The organism is Pseudomonas sp. MSSRFD41 (assembly GCF_014230245.1).
GTDB classification, from domain to species: domain Bacteria; phylum Pseudomonadota; class Gammaproteobacteria; order Pseudomonadales; family Pseudomonadaceae; genus Aquipseudomonas; species Aquipseudomonas piscis.
Genome location: NZ_JACKZK010000008.1, coordinates 45,715 through 63,433, shown reverse-complemented (window position 1 = coordinate 63,433; position 17,719 = coordinate 45,715). Strand labels below are relative to the sequence as shown.

Here is a 17,719-nt window from a genome sequence, read left to right as displayed (position 1 = left end):
TTCAATCCCCCATCAGGCAAGCCATTTGCGACAACGTCGGCGCACTGAACAGGCGCTTCAGTGGTACCTGGAAACCGCTGCGTTTCATGAGCGCGACAAGCCGCATGGCCAGCAACGAGTTGCCGCCGAGGGCAAAGAAATTCGCGTCGCGGTCTTCGACCGGGCGCCCGAGGATCTGGCTCCAGAGCAAGGCCAGGGCCTCTTCACGGCCGTTCATGGGCGCCGCCGGGGCACCGGCCTGCTCGGCCTTGAGTCGCTCAAGCAGCGCCGTCCGGTCGACCTTGCCCGCCGGGCTGCGAGGCAATGCGTCGAGGGCGAGAAAGCGGGCGGGCATGAAGTACTGGGGCAGGTTCCGGGCAATCCTGTCCCGCAAGGCCGCCTCGACCGCAGCGGCGTCGGCCCCGCCCGATGGCACGAAGAACAGCGCGAGGCTCACCGGTGCGCCGCTGCCGCCAGCGTTGCAGGCGTGACAAGCGTCGACCTGCGCCGAAGCCATAGCGCACGCTTCGATTTCGGCGAGTTCGATCCTGTTGCCGTTGACCTTGATCAGATCGTCCCTGCGTCCCTCGAACAGAATGTCGCCCTGACGGTCGAGCCTGGCATAGTCCCCCGTCCGGAAGACACGTGCGTGTCCCCCGTCCCCGCCGCCGACGAACCGGGCGGCGGTCAGATCCGCCAACCCCAGATAACCGTCGGCGACGCTCACGCCCGAGATGCAGATCTCGCCCACTTCATCGACGCCCACCGGCTCCATCCGCTCGTTCAGCACACGCACCGTCACATTGGCGAGCGCCCGGCCGATGTTCGCGGGCGAGGTGTCGGCGCCACACAGCTTCACCGTGGCCGCGACCGTGGCCTCGGAGGGCCCGTAGGCGTTGAGCAGCCGGGTTTTGCCGGACCAGGTGGCGATCACGTCCTGGCTGCACCGCTCACCCGCGACCACCAGCGTCGACAGGCTGAGCGCAAGGTCGGGCGGCAGCAACGACACCAGCGAAGGCGGCAACGTGGCGACATCGATCCGGCGGTGGCACAGCAGTTCCTGGAGCCGGTCGAAATCCTTGAGCTCCTCGTCCGCGACCGCCACCAGGCAACCGCCCGCGTGCAGCGTCATCACGGTCTCGGCGATGATCGCGTCGAAGCAGACAGGGGAAAACATCAGCACCCGACTGCCCGGCCCGATGCCGTAGGTCACCGAATGACGGGCCAGGTTGCCGATGCCGCGGTGGGGCACCAGAACGCCCTTGGGCTGGCCGGTGGAGCCGGAGGTGAAGATGATGTAGGCGAGCGAGCTGGAAGCGATGTCCGGCCCCACGAATCCTTCGACCGGCGAGTCCGGCACGGCGTCCAGGCTCATCACCCTCGGCGCGCCATGGGCGGCGTGCTCCGCCGGGTCTTGGGCGTCCGCCACCAGGACCAGGCCGGGCCGGGCCATCCCGAACTGCATGGACAGCCGTGCGGGCGGAGCGTCCGGCTCGAACAGGAAAAAGGCCGCCCCGCTTTTCATGACCCCCAACATCGCGACCAGCAGGTCCTTGCCCCGTGCGATACCGATGGCGACCACCTCGCCTGGGCCCAGGCCGTTCCGGGCCAGGCAGCCAGCGACCTGATCGCTTTGCGAATCGATTTGCCCGTAGCTGTAAAGGGTGCCGTCGCTTTCGATGGCCGGCGCGTCGCGGTAGTCACGGCTGGACTGGCGCCACAGTTCGAGAAAGAGTCGGGGCTCGGCGACGCCGTCGGGAGGGAGCTGAAGTTCTGGCAAGATGGGATCCTTCCATTCAGGAAATTGAGCAGGGGGTACGGCCGGCGTCCTCAAGGCGGCGTCAGCCGACCAGGGCATGCTGGTACAGCCGGTCGCCGAAGTTGGCGTCACACCATTTGTCCGAGTAGATCGTCTCCAGGTAGCGCTCACCCATGTCCGGGCTAATGACGACCACTTCCTCACCCGCCGGAATCTGCGCGCCCAGGCGCTTGACCGCCGCCAGCACGGTTCCGGTGGAGCCGCCGAGCAGCAGGCCATAGTCCTGCGCGACGCTGCGGCACATGCGGATCGTTTCGACTTCATCGACGAACTCGATGTGCTCGATCAGCCCGCGGTCCAGGATCTCCGGGCGCCGGCTGGTGCCCAGCCCGGGGATCAGGCGTTTTTGCGGCACATCCTGAAAGTTGATCGAACCGACGGTATCGACGGCGACGAGCTTCACGCCGGGCGCCTTGTCCCGCAGGTAGCGCGCGCACCCGGTCAGCGTTCCGGTCGTGCCCGCCCCCACGAAGAGCCACTTGCAGTCCGGGCGCGACTGCAGCACTTCGGGGGCGGTGAGGTTGTAATGGGCCAGCGGATTGGCCGGGTTCGCGTACTGGTTGGTCCAGAAGTACGCCGGATCCTTCCGGATCATGTCCTTGATCAGGGCGATCCGCGCCCCGAGGAAACCGCCGTTGCCGTCACGGGTGTCGCAGACGATCACCTGTGCGCCATACGCCCGCATCAGATTGACGCTCACCTGATTGACATTGGGATCCGTCACGCAGGTGAACGGGTAGCCGCGCTGCGCACAGATGATCGCCAGCGCGATGCCCAGATTCCCCGAACTGGACTCGATGACCTTTCTCCCCGGCGAAAGAAACCCCAGCCTTTCGCTTTCCTCGATCAAGGACACCGCCGTCTTGAGCTTTATGGAGCCTGCCGGATTCAGTCCTTCGATCTTCAGGTAGACCGGTACGTCGCCGATGAAGCGTTCCAACTTATGACACTGATTCGCACCGTAAACTTGCATCATGCTCCAGGTATCCATTTCCAAGAGAAGACAGTCGGTCGGCTTCAAGAACAATCCTTTCCTGAAGATCGGCCATTTGCGCAACGCAAAATCTTTCGCGGTCGAAGTTGAGTTCGATCAGGACGTCGTCCGAAGGGATCACGCCCAGCACCAGAGGAAACTCAGAGCGCTCGACCCATTCCAGACGGTTCACCCGGTAGCGCTCGCCCGCCGGCAGGTTGTCCTGAAGCTCGAAGTTCTCGATCACCAGGACCGTATTGAAGAGTTCCTCCTCCTGAGTCAGGCCAGCCGCTGCCTTGAAGTGGCTCATGGAGACATGCCCCTCTTCCTGCAAGGCGGCGTTGCTGCGCTGCAGCCCGCGAATGCCCGCTCCGGACAGCGGCGCGGCGACATCGACCTTGCAGGGCACGACCGATGTCATGAGCCCGATGATCTGTTCGGCGCCCTCAAGGTCAGCGGGCCTGCCGGATATCGCCCAGCCGAAGACCGGCGTGAGGTTGCCCGTGCCCTGTGCGAGAACCTGTGCCCAGATCCACTGGAAGGCGACGGCGACGGTCACTCCGTGCTCCGTGCAGAAACCTTCGATGCGACGCGACAGGTCGCGCCCTAGCGTGAAGCGGTGGACGTGACGGGCGTCGTGCCCGGCAGGCCGGTAGGCGACCGGGCTCGAGTAGAGGCAGGGCCTGACGCCCGTCAGGTAGCCCTTCCAGAAGGGGCGGTGTTCCCGGGGGCCTTGTCGGGTCAGCCATTGGATGTAGTCGCGGTAGACGCGGCCAAAGGCCGGCTCAGGGCGGTCGCCCCTGACCAGCTGATCGTAAGCGCCAAAAAGCTCTTTGATGACTCTGGCCACGCACCAGCCGTCCATCAGGATGTGGTGGTAGGTCCAGATCAGCCTGTGGGCCTGCCCTCCGTCGGACAGCAATGCGAAGCGCGTCAGCGCCGGCGTCCCGAGATCGAAGCCGTGCGAGCGCTCGCTGGCCATCAGGCGTTCGAGCGCCGCAGGGTCGGTGCTGCCCGCCACGCTGGACCAGACGCTCCTGTCGCTCTGCAAAACGTACTGCACCGGTCCGGCGACCGCGTCCCAGCAGAAGCCGCTGCGAAGGATCGGATGACGCCCGGCCACCACCCGCCACGCCGCTTCCAGCAGCGCCGGGTCGATCTCACCGGCGATGTCCAGGACGTATTGCAGGATGTAGACATCGTCGTCACTGACCAGGTGCTGGAACAGGATTCCCTTTTGGCTGGCGGACAAGGGGTAGATCTCCGTCGGCACCGCCCCCGCCGTGTCGATCAGCCCCTTGAGTTCGTCCGCCGTCAGGTCGGCATCGGGATAGTCGGACGGCGCGCGCACCATGACGCCCGAGCGACAGTGGTCGATGAGTGCGTTCAGCGCGGCGCAATAGCGCTGGACGAACGCCTGCGCCTCGCCGGACGACACGACCCCCTCGTCGAAGTGCCAATCGGTCTCCAGGCGCCCCTGGACGATCCGCGCTTCGATTTCCAGTGCATGCTGGCGCCTGTTGCGCGGATCGACCGACGCTTGGTCGATGAGGCTCAGGATCGCGGCCGACGGCATCGACACGTCCGGGTCGTCGAAGGACACGTTGTCCCATTGCCCCAGGTAGTTGAACTGCACCATGGGCTCCACGGGAGGAATGACCGCGGCTTCCTTGCGCAGGTAACGCAGCATCCCGTAGCCGATGCCCCGTTGCGGAATCTGCGCCAGCGTGCGCTTGGTTTGCTGGATCAGGCTGGCCGGGCCGTCCTGGGGATCATGCAGGCAGACGGGAAACACCGACGTGAACCATCCCACCGTACGGGAGATGTCGACGCCCTCCAGGACACCCTCGCGTCCATGCCCTTCGAGGTTGATCGCCAGGTCGGCCTTGCCCCGCCAGCCGGAGAAGGCCCGCACCAGCGCCGAAACCAGAATGTCGTTGATGCGGGTGTCGTAGGCCGCCGGCACATCCCGCAGCAATGCGCTGGTGGCCTCGAGGCTCAGCCCGCCCGATACCGTGCGGATGCGTCCGCAGGCTTGCCGGTGCGGCTCGAAAGGCATCGACGCCGGAATGGCGCCGACCACCGACGACCAGTAGGCGGTCTGCGCCAGGATTTCATCGCTCAAGGACTGCCCCTCGCCCGCCAGCTGCTGCGCCCAATGGCGCATCGGTGTGGCTTGCGCAGGGACGTTGCCGCCCGCGCAGACGTGCAGGATGTCCTCGACCAGGATGCGCAGGGACACGGCATCCACGACAAGGTGGTGGGCCAGCACCACCAGGAGGTCGGCGGCGCCCTCCGGCGTGCGGAACAGCACGGTACGGAACAGGTCGCCCGCGGCCAGGTCCAGGCTTGCCATGGTGCGGTTCAAGGTCTCCCGGATCACGTCCTGCGATCGCTCGACCCCATCGTCCAGCGTCACCGCCGTGCAGCAGGCCGGCACATGGACAGGAGACTCGGGAATCGTCTGCGCATAGCCATCGGCGGCGTTGAACCGCGCGCCCAGGACCGGATAGCGTTCCAGCACCGTCCGGGTCGCCGAGGCCAGGTCATCCATCCGCAGCGACCGACGGATCTCGATGGCGGTGCCCAGGCACCAGTGATCGGCGTTGGCCCAAACCTGCTCGGCGAACCATCGCTGCACAGGCACCAGAGCGGTTGGCCCGGTCGGCGCATGGCGCGTCGCGTCGTGGCGGCCGTCCAGGCAACGGACGGCTTGGGCGATGTCGGCGAGCGACCGGCTGGCGAAGATCCGGTCAAGGTCGACCACCAACGCCTCCCGCCTCAGCCGCGCAATCAACTGGAGGGCACTGATCGAGTCGCCGCCGCGGGAGAAAAAGTTGTGGTGCAGCGCCAGGCTGCCATCCCCCAGGATGTCGCTCACGGCGGCGAGCACCGTCTCGTCGAAAGAGCTGCGCACACGCTCGGGCTCGGGCTGCGCCCCGGCAACGGACGGCGCGCCGACGCTGGCCGGCTGGCCCTTCCAACCCTGCCAACGCTCCAGCGGTTCGTCGGCATGGCAGAGGTAGGCGAGCGCGCTGAGGAACTGTTCGGACAATTCCGCGGCCCGCGCCTCCGACACCCGCTCAGGGTCCCGGATGAAATCCACGGTGATTCCGTCGGCGCTGCCGAGCACCTCGACCGCGAACGGGAACTCGGTGAGGTCCGTCACGTGGGTGAGTTCCACCCGGGCCACGCCGGTGCCGGCACCTTCGAGCGCCGTCCAGTCCGCCAGGGTCTCGACGTTCAACGCCGTATCGAACGCCTCGTGACCCAGGCGCGCCCGGGTGCCGGCAAGCACCTCGCTCATCGACGCCGACTCGAACCGCAGCAGCCGGGCGATGCGTCGGGCGACCTGCTGCAGGTTGGCTTCAGGCCGCCCGGACGGATGCAGCGTGACCGGCAGCGGCAGCGTATTGGCGTACATGCCGACGTCGTTCAGCCCCACGCCCGTTTCCGCCCTGCCCGAGACGATCATGCCGAACAGTTGATCCTGACCGCCGCATGCGGCATTGAGCGCCATGGCCCAGGCCGTGGCCGCGACCGCCGACACAGTGGTGCCGGCACGCAGGCCGATCTCGCCGATGGCCTGCACCAGCTCGGCAGGCAGGCGCTTCTGGAAACACGCATGCCGCACTGGGGCCAGCGAGGGTTCGGCCAAACCGTCGGAAACGAGTGTCGCTGCCCGGACAGGTTCCAGCAGTTCGGCCCAGAGCGACCGATCCTGTTCCCCGAGCCGGAATTTCTCCTGATCGGCGATGTAGCTTGCGTAGGCATCGACGGAGGCAGGCACTGCGCCGAGGGCCTCGCTCATCAAGGGAAACACCGAGGCACCGTCCATGATCAGATGGTGCGCGCTGAGGACGAACTGATAATCGGCGCCGCCCAGGCTGAACAGGTGCAGCCGGTAGAGCGCCGGCCGGTCCAGCGCAAAGCCGGCCTGCCGGTCTTCGTCCAGGAACGCCTCGAGGCGGTTGCGTTGCCCTGGCTCGTCCATGGACGACAGGTCCGTGTCCGTCCAGCTCAAGGGGGCGTCCGGAACGACCCGCCTGACCGGCTGGCCGGACGCCCCGAGAACGAATGCGCTGCGCAGCAGCTCGTGACGCTCGTGCACCTTGCGCCAACCGGCTTCCAGCGACTTACCGGCATCCGGCAATGTCATGCGGAAGGAATATTGAAGGACATAGGTGTTGCGGTGCCTGGCACGCAGGGATTGCACGAAGATCCCCCGCTGGGCAGGAGACAGGCGCGAAAGGGCCTCGGCCTGCTCCGCTTCACACTGTCGGCCTGCGCCGCTCGGAAGCGGCGCCGAATCCTTGGCTCGGACGGCCTTGAGCAGACCTGCGGCGGTCGGGTTGCGAAACACATCCCCCAGCGTGAAGACATGGCCGAGCGCCTTCGCCCGGGCGATGAACTGTAGCGCGAGGATGGAGTCCGCGCCTTGCCTGAATACGTCATCGGCGGGCTGCAGGGCCGGGTTGCGCAACAGCTCGCGCCATACATCGAGCAGCTCGCGGCCGTCCCTGGCGTCCTTCTCTGCGGCGGCCGGCGAAACGACAGCCGACGGCGTGTCGTTGGCAATGGCCGCGAGCCGCTTCTTGTCGATCTTGCCGTTGGGCGTCTCCGGCAGACACGGCACGACCCGGAACTCGGACGGGATCATGTGCTCCGGCAGATGCTCGCGCAGTTGCAGGCGCAACGGCTCGGGATCTGCCGACGCGCCGTCGTGCACGACGATGAAGGCGGTCAGGAACGCACGCCCCTGGGCCGTGTTGAGTACCACGGCCGCCTGCTTGACCTGCGCCAGCCGCCGGATGCCGAACTCCACCTCGCTCAGCTCGATCCGGTGCCCCCGCACCTTGACCTGATCGTCGGTGCGGCCGTGATAGTGAAAGACGCCCTCGCTGTCGCAACTGGCCAGGTCGCCCGTCTTGTAGGCACGTCCGCCGTCGAGGGTAACGAACGCCTTTTCGGTGAGGTCGGGCCGACCGATATAGCCCAGCCCCACGGCAATGCCCTCGACGTACAGTTCCCCCGTCTCGCCGACAGGCAGTACGCGCCGGTCGGCGTCACGTACGGTCAGGCGAACGCCGCGCACGGCCCGGCCGATCGGAATGGCCTGATCGGCGCGGGGCATCTGGACGATGACCTGATGCGTGACGTCGTCGCTGCACTCGGTCGGCCCGTAGGCGTTGACCAAAGGAACGTGGGGCTTGATCGCCAGCCAGCGGCGGGCCAGCGACACCGGTAGCACTTCGCCGGTGGCCACCAGGCACGCGAGCCGGTCGAACCGTGAATTGTCGCTGTCGGTGACAATGGCATCGAGGATGGCCAACAGGTGGCTGGGGACGACCTGCAGAATGTCGATCTCATCCTGCACGATTCGCGAGCCGAGCCGCTCCAGGTCCAGGAACTCCGCCCGCGTCAGGATGGCAGTACGCCCTGCGCAGACCAGTGGGGCGAGGAACTGCCAGACCGAGATGTCGAAACTCTGCGGCGCCGTCTGCGCGACATTGGGCGTCCTGCGCATGTCCAGGTCTTCCACCTTGGCCAACAGGTGATTGACCATGCCGCCATGGTGCACCATCGCCCCTTTGGGCATGCCGGTCGAGCCGGAGGTAAAGATGACATAGGCAAGGCTGTCGTCCGCCAGGACAACCCGCTCGGGGGCCGCCCCTCCGGCCATGCCCTCGAACCGCTCCGGCATCCGCAGGGAAGCGACACCGTCGAATTGCGCCTGGCCGTCAGGCTCCTGGATCAGCCACCGGCACGCGCATTGCTCCAGCATGTAGGCGCGCCGGTCCAGGGGCAACGCACGGTCGAGGGGCAGATAGGCGGCGCCGACCTTGAACAGGCCTATCATCGACACCAGAAAGCCGAGGCCACGCTCCAGGCCAATGGCGACGATATCGCCCCGCTTGACTGAGGCAGCGCCGAGCATGCGGGCGAAGCCATCGGTGATTTCGTCGAGTTCGCGGTAGCTCAGGCGGTCCTGTCCGTCGGACGCTGCAGTGGCGAGCGGAAACCGCCGAACCTGCTCAGTGAACAAATCCAGAAAATGTTCCATATCATCCATGTCTTATGGTTTGGATTTCAGTCGCTTGGTCTATCAGGATCCTTCCCGAAGATACTTCTTGACCCCCCAGTGCCAAAGCAACCGTGACAGCAATGCAAAACCGGCGGTGGCCGCCAGTGCTCCGAGCAGCGTCGCGCCTGTCGTCATCCCCAACGCGGATTGCGCCGGCACCTCCATGATGAAAAAGACCGGCACTATCGTCATGATCACGATCTGGATCCACTCCGGATAAGCACCGGACGGGAAACGGCCCGTGGTCAGGAACATGAACAGCAGATGGGAGATGTTGCCGGTCTTCTGGGTCCAGAACGCCAGGCTGGCGATGCTGAACCAGACGGCATGCACCAATGCGCATGACAGCGTCAAGAACACGACGAAAGCGCTCACGGAAGCCACCGTCAGTTGCCCTTGGGCATGACTGCCACCCAGCATCAGCCCCAGTCCCAGCACCACACCGAAGATGTGCCAGAGGCGCAACTGGCCGAAGGCCAGGATGGTCTGGATATCGATGGGTTTGGACAGGTACGTGTCGATGGACTTGCTGATGATCAATTTCGACGCCGCCTCGCAGTTCGGCAAGACGACCATCTGCACAAAGGAACGAATCAGGATGAAGGCACCGTACAGGACGACGGACTGCTCCTTGTTCCATCCGCCGATATCATCGACATTGCCGAAGAATACTTCGATCACCACATAGACGGACAATGCCAGCAGGGCCGTATTGAGCAAACTTGAAAACACCGGCATGCGGTCTTTCAGGTTCGCACGCAACCTGGCGGACAAAAGCGCTTTGACAGCGCTGAACGTTTTCATCAGCCGAACACCGAATAGTGTCTTACGCCCCGGCTCCAGATCAGTCGGGCCAGCAAAGACAAGAACAGCACCAATGCCAACTGGAACATCAAACCGTTCAACAGTTGCTGATGACTGAGTTCACCCATGATGATCTTGATGGGGAAATTGATGATGTAGGGAAATGGCGACCATTGCAGGATCGATTGCATCCAGCCTGGATAAAGCGAAAGAGGCGCCAATACTCCGCCGAACAACGTCAACATATAAGTCAGCACCAAATCGAATGAACTTGCCTGGTCCGACCAGAACGCCGCCAATCCCCCGATAAAATAAAGTAGATAGTTGATGGCGAAGCCCAGGGCAATTCCCAACAATGCGGGCAGCAGATAAGCCAACTTCACGTAGTTGCCTGCCTGGGAAAATAAAAAGACGCCCGCCACAAGGAAAAAGATGGGTATTACCCTGACGAGTGCCGAAGCCAACTCACTCAAGAAGTAATAAAGACCAATGTTGAATGGCTTCAGGAGAAAACTTCCGATATCGCCCGAGTGAATATCGTTTTCCACCTCTTCGGCGGCGGTGCTGGATACGATTTCTCCGATCAGGAACACGAGCGCGAAGTAGGCCGCGAACTTGGCGGGGGTGAAACCCTCCAGGGCGGCATCCTTCGCAATCCCCATCCAGATGACCATCATGAACAGCGGCACAAGGGATGCCAGCACCAGCACGAACAGTTCGGCGCGATGGGCGACCTTGCGGCGGATGGCGGTGCGGGCGACCCCCGCGACCTTCAGGAAGGGCCGGCTCATGCGACACACTTCCCGGAGCCGTCGATACGCGCGGCGACCTCAGCCTGCGAGTTCACGAACAGCTTCAGCAATGCTTCTTCGATGGGCGGATCGCTGATGGAGATGTCCACCACCGGCTGCTCCGACAGCACTCGCGAGCAAACGGCAACCACCTCCGCCGCCGGCACCGTCAGCTCGTGGACGAAGCCGTCCGCCGAGCGCACCAGGCCATAGCCGGCCAGCGCGGAAGCCGCGACGGCCTCGGACAGCTCCACCGTGATGATACGGTGATCGGACATGCGCCTGCGCAGTGATTCCAGGGAGTCGTCGAACGAAACCTTGCCGTCCGACACGACGATGACCCGCTCGCACAGGGCCTCGATGTCCTGCATGTAATGCGATGTCAGCAGCACGCTGACATTCCGCTCGCGGCTGTACTCCCGAATAAAGGAGCGCACCGTTTTCTGGACCCCGACATCCAGCCCGATGGTCGGCTCGTCCAGGAAAAGCACCTTGGGATCATGAAGCAGCGAGGCGACGAGCTCGCATTTCATCTTTTCGCCGAGCGACAGGGTTCGCACAGGGGCCTTCGCCAGTTTCGAGACTTGCAGCAGCTCGTCCAGGTAGCCATAGACCCGCTTGAACTGTTCATCAGAGATTTCGAATATCTTCTGGTTCAGCCGGAAGGTTTCCATTGCCGGCAGATCCCAGATCAATTGCTGGCGCTGTCCCATGATCAGGGAAATAGACTTGAGGAATTCTTTGTTGCGCGTCCGCGGCGTATGGCCCAAGACCGAAATTTGTCCGGCCGTTGGATGAAGTAGCCCGGACAGCATCTTCAAGGTCGTTGTCTTTCCCGCGCCATTGGGACCGAGAAAACCGACGACTTCACCTTGCCTGACGGTGAATGAAATATCGTCAACGGCGATCTTTTCGGACGTCTTGGGAAGAACGAGATCTTTCAGCCAACCGAGAGCCCCTTCCGAGCGCTCTTTGATTCGATAAGCCTTCGACAAATTATTAACACTTATGCAGTCCATTGCTTATCAGACCCTGAAAAAATGAGCTATCCATTGCGCATATAGTTTCAACGTGCGCTTGAATATCACGCACTCTTCGGCGTGGTCAAGAAACATCAATTCAAATTTATTTTTTCAATCTCCCGAACCAGAAAGTCGTTGGCCAAGGGTTGCAAAAAGTATTCAACGCCCGCCGCACGACCATAACAGCGCCACTCGCCGCCCGTTTCGCCGATAAAACCAGTGACCGGCGAATAAGGGGTCGAGGGCAAAAGAGGTTTAGTCGCAAAAGAAGAGCAAAGCTACGGAAAGAAGCCAAACACTTAAATAAAGTTCTTATAAAACAATGAATTGAATGCGTCTAAAAGGTCGGCGCCCCTCCTTCCTGTGCAACCCGTGGGAGGCGCAGGAAAAAAAGCCGCCTACAGCTCACGTATCGCTGTCACCTTGATCCGAATCGTCGGAATCCGGTTCATCAGTGGCCGAGTCATCATCGCCGGCGCTGCCGCCCTGTCCCTGATATAGGGGACGCTCACCTCCAAGTCACCAGCATGGTCACCACAACCAAGCTGGTTGCGCCGACGCGCCACGCGCCATGCCGGGCGCATCAATAAAAAGCCCCGCGGCTTTCGCAGCGGGGCTTCAGGCATAAGGCTCAGCGCTTAGTGATGCTCACGCGTTGCCCGGAATTTCACGTCCGGCCAGCGCTCTTCCATCAACGCCAGGTTGACCCGGGTCGGCGCCAGGTAGGTCAGGTGACCGCCGCCGTCCAGGGCCAGGTTCTCCACCGCCTTGTTGGAAAACTCCTCCAGCTTCTTCTTGTCGTCGCAGCTGATCCAGCGGGCGGACCACACGGTGATCGGCTCGTAGGCGCATTCGACCTTGTATTCTTCCTTCAGGCGGCTGGCCACCACATCGAACTGCAGCACACCGACGGCGCCGAGGATGATGTCGTTGCTACGCTCGGGGAAGAACACCTGGGTCGCGCCCTCTTCGGCCAGCTGTTGCAGGCCCTGGCGCAGCTGCTTGGACTTGAGCGGGTCCTTGAGGCGCACGCGACGGAACAGTTCCGGGGCGAAGTGCGGGATCCCGGTGAAGCCCAGGGCCTCGCCTTCGCTGAAGGTGTCGCCGATCTGGATGGTGCCGTGGTTGTGCAGGCCGATGATGTCGCCGGCATAGGCTTCTTCCAGTTGCTCACGCTCGGAGGAGAAGAAGGTCAGGGCGTCGCCGATGCGCACGTCCTTGCCGGTGCGCACGTGGCGCATCTTCATGCCCTTCTCGTACTTGCCCGAGCAGATGCGCATGAAGGCGATGCGGTCGCGGTGCTTGGGGTCCATGTTCGCCTGGATCTTGAAGATGAAGCCCGAGAACTTCTCTTCCTGGGGCGCCACGCTGCGCTCGTTGGCTGCCCGTGGCAGCGGCAGCGGCGCCCAGTCCACCACGGCGTCGAGCACATGGTCGACGCCGAAGTTGCCCAGGGCGGTGCCGAAGAACACCGGGGTCAGCTGGCCGTCGAGGAACTCCTGCTGGTCGAACTCGTGGCAGGCGCCCTGCACCAGCTCCAGCTGCTCGAGGAAACGCTCGTACTCGTCGCCCAGGTGGGCGCGGGCTTCGGCGGAGTCGAGCTTCTCGATGATCTTGGTCTCGGTGCGCTCGTGGCCGTGGCCCGGGGTGTAGACGATGATGTAGTCACCCGCCAGGTGGTACACGCCCTTGAAATCGCGGTAGCAACCGATCGGCCAGGTGATCGGCGCGGCCTTGATCTTCAGGACCGCCTCGATTTCGTCCAGCAGCTCGATCGGGTCGCGGATGTCGCGGTCCAGCTTGTTGATGAAGCTGACGATCGGCGTATCCCGCAGGCGGCAGACGTCCATCAGGGCGATGGTCCGCGGCTCTACGCCCTTGCCGCCGTCGAGCACCATCAGCGCCGAGTCCACCGCGGTCAGGGTGCGGTAGGTGTCTTCCGAGAAGTCTTCGTGGCCGGGGGTGTCGAGCAGGTTGATCATGTGCTCGCGATAGGGGAACTGCATCACCGAGGTGGTGATGGAGATACCGCGTTGCTTCTCCATCTCCATCCAGTCGGAGGTGGCATGGCGGTCGGACTTACGCGACTTGACGGTACCCGCCACCGCAATGGCCTTGCCCATCAGCAACAGCTTCTCGGTGATGGTGGTCTTACCGGCATCCGGGTGGGAAATGATGGCGAAGGTGCGGCGTTTCGCGACTTCGGCGGCCTGTTGGGTCATGGGAAATCGCCTGGCGGTGATCAAAAAAGGGCGGCGAGTATAGCGCAAAGCAGCCTCCCCGAACCACCGTCCGGCCCCGCCATCCCCTGTAGCCCCGTAGCCGCTGTCAAGCGCCAGCGCAGGCTGCGACCGGGCGCGCAGCGTTCGTAATCCGGCCATCACTCTGGAACCCGTTAGATTCCACACTCCCAATCACACCCTCGCGCCCCAAGGCTGGCCAAACGCCGCCGACTATGGAACCTTTTAAAAGGTGGAGACGTCCACTTCCCTGCCAGGCGCTCGTCAGAAGCCTGGAATATCAGCAAGTTAGCTTGACGAAGCTGCGCTCATGGTTCGTTCGCCGCCGCCCTGCCGGCACTCGACGAACTGCTTTTCGCGGGGACTTCCCGGCAGTCGGCCACGGCCCTGCCACAGGGGAAAGCGCCCGCCGACCGATAAGAAGAAGGAGTCCGCCCGTGGCTATTCGCTATGGCAAAGGGCTGATAGGAGGGGGTGCGGTCATTGCCCTCCTGGCCCTGCTGGTCCACTGGATCGGCATCAAGACGATCGAACACTACCGCGACGATCTACTGTTCTACCTGCAAGCTCATCTGTTCCTGGTCCTGGCGTCCATGTGCGCCGCCCTGCTGGTCGGCATTCCCGCCGGCATCCTCCTCAGCCGCCCCGCCATGGCCAGGCGCGCCGAACGCTTCATGCAAGTGTTCAACATCGGTAACACCATCCCTCCCCTGGCCGTCCTGGCCATTGCCCTCGGGGTCCTCGGCATCGGCAGCGGGCCGGCGATCTTCGCCCTGTTCCTGGCCTCCCTGCTACCCATCGTGCGCAACACCTATGAAGGCCTGAAGAACGTCCAGGGCTCGCTCAAGGAAGCCGCCACCGGCATCGGCATGACCCCGCGCCAGGTGCTGTGGAAAGTCGAATTACCCAATGCCGTGCCGATCATCGTCGGCGGCGTGCGGGTAGCCCTGGCGATCAACGTCGGCACCGCGCCCCTGGCCTTCCTGATCGGCGCCAACAGCCTGGGCAGCCTGATCTTCCCCGGCATCGCCCTGAACAACCAGCCGCAGCTGCTGCTCGGCGCCGCCTGCACCGCCTTGCTGGCGCTGCTTCTGGACGGCCTGGTGACCCTGGCCAACCGCCTCTGGCTGGAACGCGGCCTGCGCCCGTCCTAAGCCCGTCAGAGACAAGGAACCGACATGAAGAAATTGAGCCTGATACTCGGCTGCGTCCTGCTTTTCAGCGCACTGGCCCACGCCGCGGAAAAACCGCTGATCCGCATCGGCGCCCGGGTCTTCACCGAACAGACCCTGCTGGCGGAAATCACCTCCCAGTACCTGCGCAGCAAGGGCTACGACACCCGCGTCATCGGCGGCCTGGGCAGCAACCTGGCGCGCAGCGCCCAGGAAAGCGGCCAACTGGACCTGATCTGGGAATACACCGGGGTGTCGCTGGTGGCCTACAACCACATCGACGAGAAGCTCGACAAGCAGCAGTCCTACGCCCGGGTGAAAGCACTCGACGCGAAAAAAGGCCTGGTCTGGTTGTCGCCGTCCAAGTTCAGCAACACCTACGCCCTGGCGCTGCCGGAAAACGTGGCCAAGGAACATCCACGGATCAACAGCATCAGCGACCTGACCCGGGCCCTGGCCGAAAACACCCGGGAAAACCGCCTGGTGGCCCTGGACACCGAGTTCGCCAACCGTTCCGACGGCATGGCCGGGATGGTCAAGCTGTATGACATGGCCCTGACCCGCAAGAACACCCGGCAGATGGACGCCGGCCTGGTCTACACCGCCCTGCGCAATGGCCAGGTGTTTGCCGGCCTGGTCTACACCACCGACGGACGCCTCAGCGCCTTCAAGCTCAAGTTGCTGGAGGACGACAAGCACTACTTCCCGGACTACACCGCCGCTCCCGTGGTGCGCCAGGCCTACCTCGACGCCCACCCGCAACTGGCCGCCGAACTCGAGCCGCTGGCGGCGCTGTTCGACGACGAAACCATGCGCCAGCTGAACGCGCGGGTCGACGTCGACCATGAAAGCCCCTCCGCCGTCGCCGCAGATTTCCTGCGCCGGCACCCGCTCAACTAAAGAGGAGAAGACATGGAGTTTTTCAACGCCTTTTCCCATCTCGATTGGGCCCAGGTCCTGCACCTGACCTGGCAGCACATCACCCTGGTGGGCATCGCCGTCACCCTGGCCATCGTCTTTGGCGTGCCCCTGGGCGTGCTGATGACCCGCTTCCCCAGCCTCGCCGGCCCCTTGCAGGCCAGCGCCACGGTGCTGCTGACCATCCCGTCCATCGCCCTGTTCGGCCTGCTGCTGCCGTTCTACTCCACGTTCGGCCAGGGCCTGGGGCCGCTGCCGGCCATTACCGCGGTGTTCCTTTATTCCCTGTTGCCGATCATGCGCAACACCTACCTGGCGCTGACCGGCGTCGAACCGGGCATCCGCGAGGCCGCCCGGGGCATCGGCATGACCTTCGGCCAGCGCCTGCGCATGGTCGAGTTGCCGATCGCGGTGCCGGTGATCCTCGCCGGGGTACGCACCGCGGTGGTGATGAACATCGGCGTCATGACCATCGCCGCCACCATCGGCGCCGGCGGCCTGGGGGTGCTGATCCTGGCCTCCATCAGCCGCAGCGACATGTCGATGCTGATCGTCGGCGCCGTGCTGGTCAGCCTCCTGGCCATCGTGGCCGACCTGCTTCTGCAATGGCTGCAACGTTCGCTGACGCCAAAAGGATTGAGCCCACTAGGAGCCCTGAAATGATCGAACTACAGAACCTGAGCAAGACCTTCCGCAGCAACGGCAAGGATGTCAAAGCCGTCGACTCGGTCAGCCTGACCGTCAACGAAGGCGAGATCTGCGTATTCCTCGGCCCCTCCGGCTGCGGCAAGAGCACCACGCTGAAGATGATCAACCGCCTGATCATGCCCACCTCGGGCAAGGTGCTGATCAACGGCGAGGACACCACCGGCCTGGACGAAGTGACCCTGCGCCGCAACATCGGCTACGTGATCCAGCAGATCGGCCTGTTTCCCAACATGACCATCGAGGAAAACATCACCGTGGTGCCGCGCCTGCTGGGCTGGGACAAGCACAAGTGCCACGACCGCGCCCGCGAGCTGATGAGCATGATCAAGCTCGAACCCAAGCAGTACCTGCATCGCTACCCACGCGAGCTGTCCGGCGGCCAGCAACAGCGGATCGGGGTGATCCGCGCCCTGGCCGCCGAGGCCCCGCTGCTGCTGATGGACGAACCCTTCGGCGCGGTGGACCCGATCAACCGCGAGATGATCCAGAACGAGTTCTTCGAGATGCAGCGGGCGCTGAACAAGACCGTGATCATGGTCAGCCACGACATCGACGAGGCCATCAAGCTGGGCGACAAGATCGCCATCTTCCGCGCCGGCAAACTGCTGCAGATCGACCACCCGGACACCCTGCTGGCCCATCCGGCGGACGATTTCGTCAGCCACTTCGTCGGCCAGGACAGCACCCTCAAGCGCCTGCTGCTGGTCAAGGCCGAAGATGCGGCCGACAACGCGCCGTCGGTGAGCCCGGACACCCCGGTGGCCGAGGCCCTGGAACTGATGGACGAGCACGACCGGCGCTACGTGGTGGTGACCTGCGTCCAGAACAAGGCCCTGGGCTACGTGCGCCGACGCGACCTGCACCGCCAGGGCGGCACCTGCGGCCAGTTCCTGCGCCAGTTCAACGCCACCGCCGCCTATGACGAGCACTTGCGCATCCTGCTGTCGCGCATGTACGAGTTCAATCGCTCGTGGCTGCCGGTGCTGGACGCCGAAAGGGTGTTCCTCGGCGAGGTGACCCAGGAGTCCATCGCCGCCTATCTGAGTTCGGGACGCTCCCGCGGGATGAAGACCAACATCGTCTCCCCGGCCGAGGCCGTGAGTGCCTGATCAATAAATGATCAAAAACCAACCTGTGGCGAGGGCGACTGTCCGGGCCGGGCCGTGGAGCGACCCCTCTTTGCAAGAAAAGTGGGACTGCTGCGCAGG

General features: G+C 63.9%; 11 protein-coding genes. 4 read left to right on the top strand and 7 right to left on the bottom strand.

Annotation, left to right across the window (positions count from 1 at the left end; translation table 11 throughout):
* Position 1 precedes the first annotated feature (1 nt).
* From H7A76_RS14320 to H7A76_RS14290, 7 genes are all read right to left on the bottom strand, one after another.
* Complete coding sequence (locus H7A76_RS14320; RefSeq protein WP_185699094.1) at positions 2–1,759, bottom strand: non-ribosomal peptide synthetase; 1,758 nt, start codon at positions 1,757–1,759, stop codon at positions 2–4.
* A 61-nt stretch (positions 1,760–1,820) separates the two neighbouring features.
* Positions 1,821–2,774, bottom strand: coding sequence for a 2,3-diaminopropionate biosynthesis protein SbnA (gene sbnA, locus H7A76_RS14315; RefSeq protein WP_185699093.1), 954 nt, complete (start codon positions 2,772–2,774; stop codon positions 1,821–1,823).
* Positions 2,740–8,835, bottom strand: a complete 6,096-nt coding sequence (locus H7A76_RS14310; protein WP_185699092.1) for a non-ribosomal peptide synthetase — start codon at positions 8,833–8,835, stop codon at positions 2,740–2,742. Before H7A76_RS14310 ends, sbnA begins: the two co-directional genes overlap by 35 nt.
* 42 nt (positions 8,836–8,877) lie before the next feature.
* The gene (locus tag H7A76_RS14305) at positions 8,878–9,660 is read right to left on the bottom strand and encodes an ABC transporter permease (protein ID WP_185699091.1); all 783 of its coding nucleotides are present in this window, start codon (positions 9,658–9,660) and stop codon (positions 8,878–8,880) included.
* Entirely contained in the window at positions 9,660–10,451 is a 792-nt protein-coding gene (locus tag H7A76_RS14300) for an ABC transporter permease (protein ID WP_185699090.1), read from the bottom strand. The genes H7A76_RS14305 and H7A76_RS14300 overlap by 1 nt, the downstream gene beginning before the upstream one ends.
* Complete coding sequence (locus tag H7A76_RS14295; RefSeq protein ID WP_260497978.1) at positions 10,448–11,446, bottom strand: ATP-binding cassette domain-containing protein; 999 nt, start codon at positions 11,444–11,446, stop codon at positions 10,448–10,450. The genes H7A76_RS14300 and H7A76_RS14295 overlap by 4 nt, the downstream gene beginning before the upstream one ends.
* Positions 11,447–12,111: 665 nt before the next feature.
* A complete protein-coding gene (locus H7A76_RS14290; RefSeq protein WP_185699088.1) occupies positions 12,112–13,695 on the bottom strand; it encodes a peptide chain release factor 3 in 1,584 nt (527 codons plus the stop codon).
* 455 nt (positions 13,696–14,150) lie between these two features.
* Between H7A76_RS14290 and H7A76_RS14285 the strand changes: the two genes are divergently transcribed.
* Genes H7A76_RS14285 through H7A76_RS14270 form a run of 4 tightly spaced genes read left to right on the top strand, consistent with a single transcriptional unit; the run spans position 14,151 to position 17,620 of the window.
* Positions 14,151–14,867 (top strand): ABC transporter permease, encoded by a 717-nt coding sequence (locus H7A76_RS14285; RefSeq protein WP_185699087.1) that lies wholly within the window; start codon positions 14,151–14,153, stop codon positions 14,865–14,867.
* 24 nt (positions 14,868–14,891) lie between these two features.
* Positions 14,892–15,785: a glycine betaine ABC transporter substrate-binding protein gene (locus H7A76_RS14280; protein WP_185699086.1), complete on the top strand. Its 894-nt coding sequence runs from the start codon at positions 14,892–14,894 to the stop codon at positions 15,783–15,785.
* A 12-nt stretch (positions 15,786–15,797) separates the two neighbouring features.
* A complete protein-coding gene (locus tag H7A76_RS14275; RefSeq protein WP_185699085.1) occupies positions 15,798–16,466 on the top strand; it encodes an ABC transporter permease in 669 nt (222 codons plus the stop codon).
* Complete coding sequence (locus H7A76_RS14270) at positions 16,463–17,620, top strand: betaine/proline/choline family ABC transporter ATP-binding protein (RefSeq protein ID WP_185699084.1); 1,158 nt, start codon at positions 16,463–16,465, stop codon at positions 17,618–17,620. The genes H7A76_RS14275 and H7A76_RS14270 overlap by 4 nt, the downstream gene beginning before the upstream one ends.
* Positions 17,621–17,719 lie beyond the last annotated feature (99 nt).